The organism is Oceanobacillus timonensis (genome assembly GCF_900166635.1).
GTDB lineage: Bacteria > Bacillota > Bacilli > Bacillales > Amphibacillaceae > Oceanobacillus > Oceanobacillus timonensis.
This window is the reverse complement of the sequence record NZ_LT800497.1, coordinates 2,562,026-2,576,025: the sequence shown is the minus strand read 5'-3', so window position 1 is coordinate 2,576,025 and position 14,000 is coordinate 2,562,026. Positions and strand designations below refer to the sequence as shown.

Sequence of the window (14,000 nt, the reverse complement as noted above, 5' to 3'; positions counted from 1 at the left end):
CTCCTGGGCGACTTGTGTTGCGACAAGGATCTTTACACTTTTCTCTTGATGAGTGATGACCGCACATAGCTTATCCCTCCTTTCCCAATCAATATACGCAAAGAAGAAAAAAGGGATTAGACAAACCTAATAGGAGCTAACACATTTTTGCGTAAAGCATGTATCTGTTGTATAGATTATTATCTTTTTCTTTACTCGAAGACCACCCAGATCGTTATGGACAGTAAAAAGGCCGCTATGAATGAATCGTACGTTTTTTCTTTTCTTGAATCGGGAATCATACAGCAAGTTACACTGCGTAAAATAGAGATGGGTGTGAAACTTTTAAGTTATTCTTTCGTATAACTTAATTAGACAGAAAAAATGGACGAGGAGGTCATGAATTGACTGAGATTGCAATGGAACTAACAAATGTCAGTAAACGCATTAAAGACAAAGAAATTATTAAAGACGTCAACTTTCAAATAAAGAAAGGGGAAGTTTTTGGTTTTGTCGGGCCGAATGGGGCCGGTAAAACGACTACGATCCGGATGATGGTTGGTCTGATGAAATTAACAGAAGGTGACATTCGCATTGTCGGGAAAAGCATTCAAACCGATTATGCAGAAGCAATCAGAGAAGTGGGAGCCATTGTGGAGAATCCGGAAATGTATCCTTTCTTAACAGGAAGAAAGAATTTGGAACAATTTGCCCGGATGATTCCAGGGACAACGAAAGAACGAATAGAAGAGGTTGTTCGATTAGTCGGACTGGAAAAGGTCGTCAATGAAAAAGTTGGCGGGTACTCTCTTGGAATGCGGCAGCGGTTAGGCATTGCACAAGCTTTGTTACATAAACCGTCGATTCTCATTTTAGATGAGCCGACCAACGGACTGGATCCCTCCGGAATGAAGGAAATTCGCCAGTATATCCGGACATTGGCAGAAAAGGAAAACGTCAGTGTGATTGTGTCCAGCCATTTACTATCTGAGATTGAATTAATGTGTGATCGCATTGGCGTTATAAAAAATGGCGCTTTAATTGCCGTGGAAGATGTGGAAAAGAACAGACAAGCTGAGAAAGACGATGTGTCAGAGTATACCATCTCCGTCAACAATGCCCAGGCTGCAAAAGTGCATTTGGACAGTTTGGATGATGAAACACTCCATGTTGAAGCGGTAGACGAATCAACCATAAAAACAGCTGTTAAACGGGAACAAATACCGGCTGTGCTTAAAGAATTATTAAACCATAACATTAATGTGTATGAAGTTCAGGTATCGACAAATACGCTAGAAGATAAATTTTTTGATTTGATTGGAGAGAATGTCATTGAGTAATTTGGGTCAGCTAATAAAAAACGAATTTATCAAACTGCATCATTATAAATCTACCTGGGCGATGTATATTATTATCGGCTTCCTCTTGATTGGTATGGGTATGGTTACAAGCTTTGTTGTGAACCCAAGTGCGATGGTTGATGGAACTTTTCAAGCAGAGCTGATGCAGGCCTATCAATCCATGGGATTAGAAGTTCCTGCTTACGATATGTGGGCCTTCGTGGCAGAAAATATCTCTATGACCAGCTTCATTACGATTTTCATTATCGTTGTTGCAGCTAAAATTATTTCCAATGAATATAAATGGGGAACGATTAAATTATTATTGATTCGCCCGGCAGGAAGAGGAACCATTTTAACCTCAAAATATATTACCGTTTTGTTGTTCGCATTGGTAATGATTTTATATACCATTATTCTTTCTATGATTATAGGGCTTCTCTTTTTTGGTGTCGACTCCTGGAATCCAACGATTGTCGATAATATGGGGTCCGGATATACGGAAGTTTCGGTGATAACTTCGATTGGGAAAGACATCTTGTTCAGCCTTATACCATTAATTATTGTGGCAACCTTTTCTTTCATGATTGCGATTTTATTTAAAGGCAGTGCTATGGCCATTGCAGCAAGCATTGTTATATTCATTGCTTCACCAATGATTACGATGCTGGTAAGCCAATATGAAATTAGTAAATATTTATTAACCGCACATCTGAACTTGCAAAGTACTTTTGAAGGATCACCAATGATTGAAGGAACCTCCTTAGGCTTTTCCGCTGCTGTGCTTCTTGTTTACTATGTGATATTTATGGTAATAGGGTGGCTGACTTTCAAAAAACGAGATGTAGCTGGAAATTAGTCGGAAAGGCGGTCTATCTATCGTGAAAAAAACGTATGCTTTTTTGCTCTGCAGCTTGCTTCTCCTTTTAGCTGCTTGTGCCAGCGATAATGAGGAAGAGAAGGAAGACAAGGAAAATCATTCAGGACAAGCGGATGATTCCGAAGATAATAATGAAAAGCAAAATCTGGATCCAGCAACAGGGTTGTTGATGGACTTTATAAAAGAAAATCAAGATTCGGAGCGCGTTTCTTTTTTAGCGACTTGGAATGATGAACCAATAGCGGAAATGAATACCGAATTAGCCATGCCGCTTGCCAGTGTAGTTAAAATAATGATTGCAATGGAATTTGCTGGTCAAGCAGAAGCAGGTGACATTGATCCTTCTCAAACGGTGGCTATGGAGGAAGTGGACAAGTATTATTTTCCGAATACGGATGGCGGAGCGCATGATGCCTGGAAAAGTACACTGGAAGACGAAGAAGGCGATGTTTCCCTGGAACAAATCGCACAAGGTATGATGGACTTTAGTTCTAATGCCAATACCGATTATTTAATAGAAAGACTGGGATTAGAAGAAGTAAATAATCGGGTAGAAGAATTGGATTTGAACCATCATGAGCCGATTTATCCGTTAACCGCAAGTATCGCTATCCCTCAAAGGGTGATGGAAGAGAAGCATTTAGAAGAAGGTGAGTTGGAAGCAGCATTACGCGATGTAGATGATGATGCTTACCGGCAAATAGCGAGCGATCTTTTTGAAGAATGGCAAGAGGAGCCGTTAAGTGCAGAGGAAAAAGAAGAAGCAAGTGCTTTACTTGATATGCCGATTCAAAAGGTCTGGTCGGATCGCCTGACACATGCGACAGCGGAAGATTATCATCACATCATGGCGATGCTGAATAAAAAGGAATATTACTCCGAAGCATTTTATGACGAATTAGATGCTATTTTTAACATGGATGTAGCGAATGAATCGATTGTACGTGCCGCGCAAAAAGGCGGAAGCACTGCTTTTGTTTTGAATCAGGCTGTGTATGCAGAAGATGCGGATGGAAATCGATTGGAGCTAGTTTTATTTACAAATGACCTCAACCTGTCTGAACTGGAGATTGCAACGATGCAGATGCAGGCTTTAACGGATAAATTAATCCATGAGAAAGATTTTCGTGAGGAAGTCAGAGAGATGTTAGCTGAATAATAGTCCTGACGAGTTCCCCTAGTGCTGGTGATTGGCACCGTACTAGGGGATTTTAATTTGTAAGTATCCTTTTTTACCCTTTTTAAAAGGTGGTAGTTATTCTATCATTAATAAAATAAACACAGAGAGAGCGGTGCAAATGAGTGTCTATTGATATAAAAGAAGTTAATAAAGAAAATTGGAGAGAAATTGCTGTATTAGAAGCAGCTGAAAATCAAAAAGCATTTATAGAGAGTGTTCCTTTTTGCCTAGCGGAAAGTTTTATTGAAGCGTTGACTACTTCCCTTGGGCTTTATGCAGATAACAAACCTGTCGGCTATGCCATGGTCGGTTTTTATGTTGCTGAAAAAAAGAGCATCTGGTTTGACCGGTTTATGATTGATTACCGCTATCAGGGACAAGGTTATGCCAATCAGTTCATCCCATTAATTGAAGCATATATCCATGCACGTTATGATGTCCAGGTCATACGTTTAAGCTTTGTTCCAGGAAACCATCTAGCGGAACAATTATATAAAAAGCATGGTTTCGTCCGGACAGGGGAGTATGATCCGGAAGGAGAAATCATTATGGAAAAGCGCATTTAGATAACTATAATTATATTATGTAAACTAATGAGTTAGCGTATTATTCTTTAAATGATAAAATAAGAAAAGAGGAAATTCGATGACCGGCCAAAAACAAAGAAAAGTATGCAAGAATGGACATATTTTCTTTAAAAGTTCCGATTGTGAAAGCTGTCCGACTTGTGAAAAAGAAAATAAACCGGAAAGTGGCTTTTTAGCGGCACTTTCCGCTCCGGCAAGAAGAGCACTTATCCACGAAGGCATTACTACAGAAGAGCAGATGGCAGCTCATACCAAGCGAGAAATATTAGCTCTACATGGCATTGGCCCAGCATCGATGCCGGCTCTGACAAAGGCGCTGGAAAACAAAGAACTTACATTTAAAACAGAATAGGTAGAATCGAAATGGAATGGCATCTCAGTCAGAGATATCATTCCATTTTTGCGTTTTAGCAGCTGGAACTAGATGGCTTGTAAAAGTGCTGTTTAGGAGGTTTAGAAGGGCATAGACCCTAAGGCTTAGACAAAGATATTGCTCAGGCTCATTACGAGAAAACAAAATCCCCGGTAAGATAAAGATACAATAACAAAAGGAGGAAAACGGAATGAAAAAATTCATGTTATTTATCGGCGGGCTGGTTGCATTACTGATCTTGCTCGCAAATCTTGGGCCGATGGTATTACTTGCTTTAAGCGTATGGCTGCTCTATATATGCTTTAAAAAATTTATCAGTACAGATTCCACCGCTGCCAAAGTAGGATGGGTGATTCTGGGATTGATTGTTGTAAGCATCACATTCTCTAACATTTATGCTGTATTAGGCGTCGCAGCAGCTTATGCACTTTACCTGATCTATAAGAACTGGAACACACCGGAAAGCTCTGTTGTCCACGAAATAAAGGAAGATGATGATCCATTTACCAATTTTGAAAAACAGTGGGCAGAGTTAAATAAATAATATTACATTCAAAGGAGAGATTGATTATGTCAACAAATATTTTTACACGAATGAAAGATTCTATTTCAGCAGATTTACACACGATGATGGATAAAAAGGAACAAAAAAACCCAATCGCTGCACTTAATCATTACCTGCGCCAAAGTGAACAGGAAAAAGAAAAAGTAAAAAAACTGATTGATCGTCAATATAAATTAAAAGAAGAATTTGCCCGCGAATATATGAAAGCACAAGACCTTGCAGATAAACGCTTGAAACAAGCACAAATTGCCGACCGTGCGCAAGAAGAGGAAATGCATGAATTTGCTTTAAAAGAGCATGAAGAGTATCAAAATCGCGCAGAACGCATGAAAGCATCCAGAGAAGAAGCGATTACGCAGCTTGAAAATCTGGAGCAGAAATATGAAGAAATGAAGCATCGCCTAAAGGATATGCACTTGCGCCGGATGGAGTTAATGGGACGGGAAAACATTGCAAAGGCAAATCATCAAATCAATCGCGTCGTGGAGGAATCACCGGAAAAACCTTTCTCCAAGTTTGAAGAAATGGAACAATATATCGAAAATCTGGAATACAGAGTAAACAGTTCTTACTACCAAAGCACATTTGACAATAAAATTGCCGCCATTGAAAAGAAGTTGGATGAAAAGGAAACAAACTAGAATCGATAGCTAGAAATGGAAAAATCATGGTATACTTATACAGGTGCAGGTCTTTCTTGCGCCTGTATATTTACATAAGAAATAAACGAAAGGAGAATGGCAGGATGTTTAAACAGCTCAGCACGAGAAATTTAAATTGGATAGGCATTACTGTCGCCATTCTTCTCATTTTTGAAATCGTCTTTTTTCATGGCGGATCACTGATATCGGCATTGATTACCGGTTTCTTTGTATATTTCAGCTGGAAAAGACTGCATTCCCTGGGCTGGAAGATCGTGTTTGCGATTGCAGCAATATCCTTCATTCTCAACATTTTTAATTTACTTGCAGTACGATTTTTAATCGTTGTTGCTATTGTTGTTTTCATTTTAAATTATGTCAAAGCAACGAAAGAACCCAGTAAAGAACAACCGGAACTGCCAAATAAATCGGGTTTAACAGAGGAAGAGCCGCTTGTTCAAGTGGATAATTTATTTGATGAACGTTTTTTTGATGATTTTCGGACGGAAGAGACAGCTTATCAATGGAAGGACGTCAATATGCATGGGATTTATGGTGATCGTGTTATTGATTTAAGTAATACAGTATTGCCATATGATACAGCAGTCATCTCTATCCGTCATATCGTAGGAAATATTGAGATTTATGTACCTTATGAAGTAGAGGTCAGCATCCATCATAGTTCCATCTTTGGCAGAGCATCGATTTTTGGCGTGTATCATGGAGGTCTGATGAACAAATCGCTTCATTATGAAACAACAAACTATAGTACAGCGCAGCAAAGAGTGAAGATTGTCACTTCTTTATTTTCCGGAGATATTGAGGTGAAACGCATATGAATACCATTATTCGTTTTGTTCTTTTGTCCATTGCTTGCAGTTTTGTTCTGGCTATTGCTGCGGTTGTTGCGACCTTTGTTACTTTTTCCATCAATGAAACAGCAGGGTGGAGTGCGCTCTGGGAAGGCCAAATTGGAGATGTTTCTTTTCTTCTTACTGTATTGGCATTTGTGCTAACATTTGGTTCCATTATCGGCGCGATTATCGGCTGGTATTGGAAGGGGAATTTGAAAAAGGTAGAAAAAATGCTTACAGGAATTGTAAAAGGAGAAAAGCCTATTGAAACCGATGATATTCCGAAAGAACTGGAGGCAATCTCTGTCCAAGTGAACCAAGTTCAGGAAAAATTACGGGCGCAGACAGAACATGCCCAAAAAATTGCGACGGAAAGAGCTAATGAACGGGAACAAAGCCTGCAGGAAGTCGTGGAACAGGAAAGAAATCGCTTGGCCAGAGAACTGCATGATTCTGTCAGTCAACAGCTCTTTGCGGCTTCCATGCTGATGTCGGCGATTAATGAGTCAGGGCAGCCAGAGGATCCGACTTTAACGAAACAGCTGAATATGGTGGAAAATATGATTCATCAATCACAGATGGAGATGCGTGCCCTTCTCTTACATTTACGCCCTGTAGCTTTAAAGGGCAAGTCCTTGCAGGAAGGCGTAGAAGGACTTTTAAAAGAATTAACGCAAAAAGTACCATTGGAAATTGATGCTAAAATCGAAGCATTTCAAGTAGATAAAGGGGTGGAAGATCAGCTGTTCCGGATTTTTCAGGAATCTATTTCCAATACATTGCGTCACGCGAAAGCTGCAAATCTTCATATTTTATTACTAGAAAGAGATGAAAACATTATTATGCGTGTGGTGGACGATGGAATTGGATTCGAAACAGAAAGTGTCAAAACAAGTTCTTATGGCATGCAGAATATGCGTGAACGCGCTTATGAAGTTGGAGGCACATTGAAAATTATTAGTCTGCCGAATGAAGGCACACGTTTAGAAGTAAAAGTACCCATTGTAAGAAAGGAGGACCCAACCAATGATTAACGTTTTATTTGTCGATGATCACGAGATGGTACGAATCGGTGTATCCGCCTATCTTTCCTCACAGCCGGATATTGACGTGGTTGCAGAAGCAGATGACGGTGCACAAGCTATTGACCTGGCATTAGAGCTCCGTCCGGATATTATTTTAATGGATCTTGTGATGAAGGAAATGGATGGAATTGAAGCGACAAAGAAAATCATTGCATCCTGGCCGGAAGCGAAGATTATTATCGTTACCAGTTTTTTAGATGATGAAAAAGTGTATCCTGCATTAGAAGCAGGAGCTACGAGCTATATGCTGAAAACATCCAAAGCCAGCGAAATTGCCAAAGCAATTCGAGCCACCTACGAAGGGCAATCTATCCTGGAACCGGAAGTGACCGGGAAAATTATGAATCGTATGCGGACGAAAGAGGAGACTGCTTTACATGAGCAGTTAACAGAACGAGAAAAGGAAATATTATTATTAATGGCCAAGGGTAAAGCCAATCAGGAAATTGCGGATGAATTGTTTATCGCGTTAAAAACGGTGAAGGTGCATGTTAGCAATATTTTAGGAAAATTAGAGGTTCAAGACCGGACGCAGGCTGTGATTTATGCCTTTCAGAATAAACTGGTGGAATGATGGATTCGTTCAAAATGGAAAACGGATATGATATATATGAAGGACTAGAAAAGGCAAAGCCCAAATGTACCTGAGCTTTGCCTATGTATTTTATTGACTTTGAACTTTTTGATTTTCCAAGTTTCGAGTTACTTCTACTTCGATTTGATTATGGTTTTGTTTAATCATGCCAGGAATTAAAAATAAATCGACGATAACCCAAATGCCCAATGCAAATAATACGACACCGCCTATAAGAATAAAAGTTGTTATAATTCCGAAAATCCAGAGTATAAGCATAGAAACGGCGCTGCCAACTTTACCTAAGTAGAATCGATGAATACCTAATGTACCTAAGAATATAGCTAAAAGGTATGCTACTACAATATTTTTTCCTTTTCTTTCAATTTCTGAATTCACATATAGTTTTTCTTGTGTTGATAAGGGCAACTTGTCACCTTCTTTCTTCAAGTAATTATAAGATACAACAAAATAAGATTTGCGAATCATTTCCTCTAGTTACTTTGATAGAGGGAATTTGTATCTTATTTCTTTATTATGTTGATTTACGAAAAAAATGTCAATACAAAATCAAATGATTTTTTAAAGTATAAAATTTCAGCAAAGAAGATTGTGACGTGGTTAAAATTTTTAGGTACTTTTACAGTTTTTGAATTGCTGTTAAGTTTCTGTTTTTGTAATAAATGCTTCATATAAAATCGCCACAGCGGACATGATCCCTATTCCCACAGCAATATATTTGAAAGCTTGATTGCCTGCATTATCATTAAACAGCGTAAGCATCGTTGTGGCAATGACAACCGCTGCCATTCCGATCTGTGCGGAGAATTTTGGTTTTGAATCTCTATTTGTAAATCTTTTATTTACGAAAAGAATCAGCAAAATGATAATGACAAAAACAATAATCATTCCGGTCACCTCCATACATAGTAGGTGCTATATTAAGATATATTCTTATGGTAACCTTCTTCCCATCGTTTTCTAGCCTTAAACATCAATCACTATGAAGAAGGAAAACAACTAAACCTTCTTGTTTGTAAAGAAATTAGAAGTAATGACTATAATTATTCCTATAATGATGGAAGGTACAGAAAAAGTGGAGAGGATTTCTGGACCATCTGTTATGGTACCTATACTTTTATTAAAAGCTATTCCTAACATAGTAAATAAAAAACCTGCCCAAAAAATTCTCTTTCCCAGTTTTGTATGTTTTTTCATGTTTATTCACCCTCCTGTTTCATTTCAACATGTTGTACATGAGTTTAAATATCATTTTGCACAAAATTTACAATAATTTTATCATAAGTATTCGGAACTATCTATCAAGTTAGTGGAGAAATAACCTGTTCCTATTTCTTGCTAACCAAAAGATACCTCACATTAATTTATATTTTCCCAATTGATGAAATAGCTTTTGGACATATTGCATATGTTTTGATTCCATTAGTATCGTTTTCAATTATTTGTTATAATCAACTTGTCATATTATATATGGAGGTAACTATTATGGGAAGTACATCAATTGCAGTTGTAGATAATCGTCTATTCTTCTAATTCATTTGAGAGGAGGATAGACATGGGGATTTGCAGCATTGCTGTAGTTAAAAACGTTCATTATAAACCAAGAAAAATACAACATGGTTATAATGAACGGTAAATAAAGTTCGTTATAACCAATGGGATAGAGGGTTATAATGAACAGCGTCAATCCAAAAAACAGTCAAAATTTTATCACGTCGAAAAAGCATATTCATGATATATTATCTCGAACAAATATCGGTAAAACAGACACCGTTATTGAAATTGGTTCGGGGAAAGGTCATTTCACAAGAGAGCTTGTGAAGATATGTGATTTTATCACTGCTGTTGAAATAGATTCTAAATTTGTATCTATAACGCAAGAATCTATCAATAAGGCTAAAAACATTCAAGTAGTCCATGCAGATATATTAAATTACAGGTTTCCAAAAGGAAATCAGCCGTATAAAATTTACGGAAACATTCCTTACAATATAAGTACAAAAATAATAAAAAAGATTGTATTTGAAAGTGCTGCCGCGTATAGTTTTCTGATTGTGGAAGAAGGCTTTGCGAAGCGGCTCATAGATTATCGAAGGGCTTTCGGATTATTCCTATTTCCTGAGGTTGATATAAAGTTTTTAAGAAGAATTCCTAGAGATTATTTTCATCCTAAACCTAAAGTTGATTCTGTTTTTATTCAACTTACAAGAAAAGAATCTGAAATTCATTCCAGAGACAAAGATTTGTATCAACATTTTGTTTATAAATTGGTTAATAAGGAATATCGAAAGCTATTTACAAAAAATCAGTTTAACAAAGCATTGAAGCATGCCAAGGTAACAAATATAGATCGTTTAACTGGTGAGCAAGTATTATCTATGTTTCATAGCTACAAGTTATTCCAGAGTTAAAAATGGCTCATCACCAAAATCTATGGTTGACGATTAAATAATATCCTGCATGTAAGCCCAATTACATTCAACTAAAATACGGTTCTCATATACATCCCGGTTACGTGTGAAAAAATGCCGGCGCTGTATCGCTTTTATCTTATTGTGACGTCCTTCCACCACAGCGTTCGTAAAGCGCATCCGGTGATAATTAATCACTTCTGTTTCCCAGTTTTTAATCGTTTGGAGACAGGATTCAACTGCTTTATGCTGGATACGATGTCCTTGTCGATACCATTGTTCCAGCATTTGTTTCGCTTGTTGTGCGTTTAAACTCAAATCATACCAGTCAATAAAAGCTTCTTTCCATTCATAGATGGCTTTTAATTGGTTATCATAGTTTAAAAGGGTTTGAACCGTTGTCTGGTCTTCTTTGGACAGAGCATCGTAGCGTGTTTCCAGCAGCTGATGATGACGTTTCAGTTGTTTCCTTGCCTGTGTAGAAAGTTTTTGCTGCACCTCTTTTCGCACGGCATGCATTGCATCGGTCACATAACGATTGACATGAAATCGATCGGCAATCCGAATCGCTTGCGGGAAGGTTTCTTTGACAAATTTATGATACGTATAGCTTAAATCCATCACTACAGCGACAGGGTTTAATAGATGCATATAGGAAGATGTTTGTTGAAACGCTTGTAAGTCTTCCTGTTTCCGCCCAGAAATGATATCCAGCATGTTGCCGCCTTTTAAATCATGAATGCCTGTATTGTAGCTGTGTCCTTTCCGCACGGCAAAATCATCGATGCCAAGCACCAATTGATGACGCTGGACCGCATCTTGAATGCAGGTCATTTGGGTATGCTTCCTTTCTGCTTGAAGTCCATTTTTAAAATACCTTTCCGCTGTGGAATAAGGGACGGATTGAGAAGCAGACATGGATTGTACCGTTACGCCTTGTCCTTGTTTCATCAACTGATGCTGAAAAGCTTTTGTATATCGCTTTTTCGGCGGAACAAAGGCATATTGCCAAACGAAATGGGCCTTACATTCCTGACATTCCATATTCACTGCTGGAATACAAAGCAGTGTTCGCCAGTTTGCCAATGGCAAATGGCGGACATGACGGTGGTATAATACACCATCCCGATGAACGTCATGGCTGCCGCAATAAGGACACGGTTGAACGTACTGTATCGGCTCAACAGATAGATAAACAACACCTGTTTTGTCATCAAATAATATATTTTTTACGTTTATTTCTGGAAGTTGAATCAATTTATTGATATAGTGAAATTGCACCGGTAACACCTCGCTATTTTGGTTGTTGGTACTTTCACTATAGCAGGGTTACGGGTGTTTTTTCATGTATTTGGATCTATTACCATATTTAACCTAATGTGTCACCCATAGATTTTGGTGTAGACCCTTAAAAATAGAGAGCCACTCAATTACTTCATTTAGAAGCAAAAAAATAGTTTAAAAGAAAATCCCCGCTTGTATGGTTTTTAGCAGATATCAAGTAGGGATTTTCATCAAAAGTAAATGATAAAATACTTGATTAAAGAACGTACGTTCTGTATAATGTGTTTAAAGTATTTCCTAGGTATATTTTTAATAAGATTAAAATGATATGTATTCATAATTCTAAGATCCTCTTTAGACTCTATGATGAGTTCCCCTAAAAAACACTACTAATTATTCAGCTGCTGTAAATAAGAAAAATCGCTATTCCATTTTATAACATATAACCAAACGTCAAGAAGATATTCAAGTTAAATAATCATTTTTGAATAAAAAATCAGAAAAGAGTGAAAATTAATGAAGCAAAAATCGAAAAAAGTCAATTAACAGCCATTTATAAATGTAAAGGTCATTTAGTAAGAGCGTTTCAGGGTGAGAGGAACAAACGAAATGAAATTCATAAAATTAGAAACCTTGTTAACCAATATCGGAATTTAATACGGCAAGCTTATATTTTTAATGACGAAGAAAAGCAATTTTTTCAGTCGGATTTGGAGCATTTTGAAAATAGGCTATTAGCTTGAATGAATTTCATAATTGCTCTTTTTAAAAATACAAAGACGAACCGAATTTTCGAAAGTGTATTTTTAAAAACAAAATTATGCAGTTTGTTGTTGTTGAATAAGCTCAGCTTGGATGCGATCCGCAGCTAATTTGGAAGCATTATAAATCAAAGCGACCATATCAAAATGGACTTTCGCACGCTTTCCAGTACGATAACGAACATTGTTTAGCTGATAGAACTCTTTCAGATAAGCATTGACACGTTCTACTGCTGTCCGTTGTTTAAAAATCTTTTTCCAAGCTCTTGATCCGCGTGCAGGCGCAGTATAACGTCTTAAATCCGTAGTTATCTTGACTTTATACACTTTTTGACAGATACCTTCGTTCGCAAGTGGGCAGTCGCTGCATTCCTTTGGTCTGGTATATTTCAATGTTTCGTATTTTGGATCAAAGCTATCATATTTATAGGAATGTTCTCGAAAACAGGTTGGGGCAAAATTCTTATCAAACCCAATCATTTCGCCTTCATTGCGCTTATTATAGGCAATGACAGACTGTTGTCCCATGCGATGAATCTGTTCATAAATCGGCTCGAAATCGTAACCAGCATCTAGCGTATTATAATGAACAGTGGTAAGAGGAAGGCGCTGGTCCGTTCCCTTTAATAAGGCGATAGCGGCTTTTCCATCATTTAAGCTGCCAGATGAAAACAAGGATTGTAGAATATACTGGCTTGATGTACCAACTGCGAGATGTCCTTTGTAGCCAAACCAGTATTCATTTTTACCGTCTGCATTCTTTTTCACACCCCATTTGGGGGCTAGTGGTACTTCTGCACGCAAGATGTCTAACGGAACGTCTAACTGTGCTTCGATTTTCTTTTCATACAATGGCAGGTTTGCTTCCTTTTCTGCTTGTTCTTGAAGGTACTGTTCGCGTTCTTCTTTGGATTTACGCCCACGCTTTTTGGGCGCAGCTTCCGGTTTTTCTTCTTTTTGAACGGGTGCCTTATCTCGTGCTTCAAAATGGGTGGCATCAATGGCAATGACTTCATCGGCAATAAACCCTTCTGTGACAGCTGCCAGCGTTACGCTTTCGAAGGATTTTTCTAAAATATCTGATTCACTCAGTTTCGTTACGAGACGAGAATACGCAGCTTCTGATGGAATAGCGTCGGAAACCAGAAATCCGCAGTTCATTTTAAAGATAAAGTCATCATTGAGACGCTTGATTAAGTCTTTGATCGTTGGGATGCGTTCGATGTAGCGAATAAAAAAGGAAATAATCATCCCTGCATAATTTAGCTCAACAGGCGCTCCCAGCCGGGATTTCTTATTAATCGCATGATAAATAAGATCCAGATCAATCGCTGAAATAATCGCTTCATATTTTTGGGTAGGTTCCATGTCATATAATTCTTGGATGCCAAATAGGCTCGGTTGTCGTATAATGGTCATAAGAAGTACTCCTCCAGTCTTTTTATGGTTTTCTTGTCAACTACCA

The 14,000-nt window shown here is 37.9% G+C and carries 16 protein-coding genes; 11 read left to right on the top strand and 5 right to left on the bottom strand.

Annotated elements, in window-relative coordinates:
• Nucleotides 1–383: 383 nt before the first annotated feature.
• The 10 genes from B7E05_RS12585 to B7E05_RS12540 all read left to right on the top strand — a co-directional run bounded on the left by B7E05_RS12585 (nucleotide 384) and on the right by B7E05_RS12540 (nucleotide 8,058).
• The gene (locus tag B7E05_RS12585; RefSeq protein ID WP_080874531.1) at nucleotides 384–1,319 is read left to right on the top strand and encodes an ABC transporter ATP-binding protein; all 936 of its coding nucleotides are present in this window, start codon (nucleotides 384–386) and stop codon (nucleotides 1,317–1,319) included.
• Nucleotides 1,312–2,178, top strand: coding sequence for an ABC transporter permease (locus B7E05_RS12580; protein WP_179134537.1), 867 nt, complete (start codon nucleotides 1,312–1,314; stop codon nucleotides 2,176–2,178). Before B7E05_RS12585 ends, B7E05_RS12580 begins: the two co-directional genes overlap by 8 nt.
• Before the next feature lie 22 nt (nucleotides 2,179–2,200).
• Nucleotides 2,201–3,358: a serine hydrolase gene (locus B7E05_RS12575; RefSeq protein ID WP_080874529.1), complete on the top strand. Its 1,158-nt coding sequence runs from the start codon at nucleotides 2,201–2,203 to the stop codon at nucleotides 3,356–3,358.
• Nucleotides 3,359–3,501: 143 nt separating this feature from the next.
• Nucleotides 3,502–3,945, top strand: a complete 444-nt coding sequence (locus B7E05_RS12570) for a GNAT family N-acetyltransferase (RefSeq protein ID WP_080874528.1) — start codon at nucleotides 3,502–3,504, stop codon at nucleotides 3,943–3,945.
• Between the two features lie 79 nt (nucleotides 3,946–4,024).
• The gene (locus B7E05_RS12565; protein ID WP_080874527.1) at nucleotides 4,025–4,318 is read left to right on the top strand and encodes an RNA polymerase alpha subunit C-terminal domain-containing protein; all 294 of its coding nucleotides are present in this window, start codon (nucleotides 4,025–4,027) and stop codon (nucleotides 4,316–4,318) included.
• Nucleotides 4,319–4,529: 211 nt separating this feature from the next.
• The gene (locus B7E05_RS12560) at nucleotides 4,530–4,883 is read left to right on the top strand and encodes a lmo0954 family membrane protein (protein WP_080874526.1); all 354 of its coding nucleotides are present in this window, start codon (nucleotides 4,530–4,532) and stop codon (nucleotides 4,881–4,883) included.
• Nucleotides 4,884–4,909: 26 nt separating this feature from the next.
• Nucleotides 4,910–5,545, top strand: a complete 636-nt coding sequence (locus tag B7E05_RS12555) for a PspA/IM30 family protein (protein ID WP_080874525.1) — start codon at nucleotides 4,910–4,912, stop codon at nucleotides 5,543–5,545.
• 104 nt (nucleotides 5,546–5,649) lie between these two features.
• Entirely contained in the window at nucleotides 5,650–6,384 is a 735-nt protein-coding gene (gene liaF, locus B7E05_RS12550; protein WP_080874524.1) for a cell wall-active antibiotics response protein LiaF, read from the top strand.
• Complete coding sequence (locus tag B7E05_RS12545; RefSeq protein ID WP_080874523.1) at nucleotides 6,381–7,433, top strand: sensor histidine kinase; 1,053 nt, start codon at nucleotides 6,381–6,383, stop codon at nucleotides 7,431–7,433. Before liaF ends, B7E05_RS12545 begins: the two co-directional genes overlap by 4 nt.
• The gene (locus tag B7E05_RS12540) at nucleotides 7,426–8,058 is read left to right on the top strand and encodes a response regulator (RefSeq protein WP_080874522.1); all 633 of its coding nucleotides are present in this window, start codon (nucleotides 7,426–7,428) and stop codon (nucleotides 8,056–8,058) included. The genes B7E05_RS12545 and B7E05_RS12540 overlap by 8 nt, the downstream gene beginning before the upstream one ends.
• Before the next feature lie 90 nt (nucleotides 8,059–8,148).
• On the opposite strand, the gene B7E05_RS12535 is transcribed toward B7E05_RS12540, so the two are convergent.
• The 3 genes from B7E05_RS12535 to B7E05_RS12525 all read right to left on the bottom strand — a co-directional run bounded on the left by B7E05_RS12535 (nucleotide 8,149) and on the right by B7E05_RS12525 (nucleotide 9,276).
• Nucleotides 8,149–8,487 carry a TM2 domain-containing protein gene (locus B7E05_RS12535; protein WP_245833084.1) on the bottom strand — a complete coding sequence of 113 codons (339 nt, stop codon included), beginning with the start codon at nucleotides 8,485–8,487 and terminating at the stop codon, nucleotides 8,149–8,151.
• A gap of 231 nt (nucleotides 8,488–8,718) precedes the next feature.
• The gene (locus B7E05_RS12530) at nucleotides 8,719–8,967 is read right to left on the bottom strand and encodes a hypothetical protein (protein WP_080874520.1); all 249 of its coding nucleotides are present in this window, start codon (nucleotides 8,965–8,967) and stop codon (nucleotides 8,719–8,721) included.
• Nucleotides 8,968–9,078: 111 nt separating this feature from the next.
• Nucleotides 9,079–9,276 (bottom strand): hypothetical protein, encoded by a 198-nt coding sequence (locus B7E05_RS12525; RefSeq protein ID WP_080874519.1) that lies wholly within the window; start codon nucleotides 9,274–9,276, stop codon nucleotides 9,079–9,081.
• 476 nt (nucleotides 9,277–9,752) lie between these two features.
• Between B7E05_RS12525 and erm the strand changes: the two genes are divergently transcribed.
• Nucleotides 9,753–10,490 carry a 23S ribosomal RNA methyltransferase Erm gene (gene erm / locus B7E05_RS12520; RefSeq protein WP_080874518.1) on the top strand — a complete coding sequence of 246 codons (738 nt, stop codon included), beginning with the start codon at nucleotides 9,753–9,755 and terminating at the stop codon, nucleotides 10,488–10,490.
• A 33-nt stretch (nucleotides 10,491–10,523) separates the two neighbouring features.
• Here the strand turns inward: erm and B7E05_RS12515 are convergent, their stop codons facing one another.
• Entirely contained in the window at nucleotides 10,524–11,771 is a 1,248-nt protein-coding gene (locus tag B7E05_RS12515; protein WP_080871944.1) for an ISL3 family transposase, read from the bottom strand.
• Between the two features lie 821 nt (nucleotides 11,772–12,592).
• On the bottom strand, nucleotides 12,593–13,954 hold the full coding sequence (locus B7E05_RS12505; protein WP_080873175.1) for a transposase: 1,362 nt from the start codon (nucleotides 13,952–13,954) through the stop codon (nucleotides 12,593–12,595).
• Nucleotides 13,955–14,000: the final 46 nt, after the last annotated feature.

What these genes read in the sequence shown, in the direction of transcription:
- erm (WP_080874518.1), top strand. Translation starts at nt 9,753, where the DNA reads ATGAACAGCGTCAATCCAAAAAACAGTCAAAATTTTATCACGTCGAAA.
- B7E05_RS12555 (WP_080874525.1), top strand. Translation starts at nt 4,910, where the DNA reads ATGTCAACAAATATTTTTACACGAATGAAAGATTCTATTTCAGCAGAT.
- B7E05_RS12505 (WP_080873175.1), bottom strand. Translation starts at nt 13,954, where the DNA reads ATGACCATTATACGACAACCGAGCCTATTTGGCATCCAAGAATTATAT.
- B7E05_RS12545 (WP_080874523.1), top strand. Translation starts at nt 6,381, where the DNA reads ATGAATACCATTATTCGTTTTGTTCTTTTGTCCATTGCTTGCAGTTTT.
- B7E05_RS12530 (WP_080874520.1), bottom strand. Translation starts at nt 8,967, where the DNA reads ATGATTATTGTTTTTGTCATTATCATTTTGCTGATTCTTTTCGTAAAT.
- B7E05_RS12565 (WP_080874527.1), top strand. Translation starts at nt 4,025, where the DNA reads ATGACCGGCCAAAAACAAAGAAAAGTATGCAAGAATGGACATATTTTC.
- B7E05_RS12525 (WP_080874519.1), bottom strand. Translation starts at nt 9,276, where the DNA reads ATGAAAAAACATACAAAACTGGGAAAGAGAATTTTTTGGGCAGGTTTT.
- B7E05_RS12560 (WP_080874526.1), top strand. Translation starts at nt 4,530, where the DNA reads ATGAAAAAATTCATGTTATTTATCGGCGGGCTGGTTGCATTACTGATC.
- B7E05_RS12540 (WP_080874522.1), top strand. Translation starts at nt 7,426, where the DNA reads ATGATTAACGTTTTATTTGTCGATGATCACGAGATGGTACGAATCGGT.
- liaF (WP_080874524.1), top strand. Translation starts at nt 5,650, where the DNA reads ATGTTTAAACAGCTCAGCACGAGAAATTTAAATTGGATAGGCATTACT.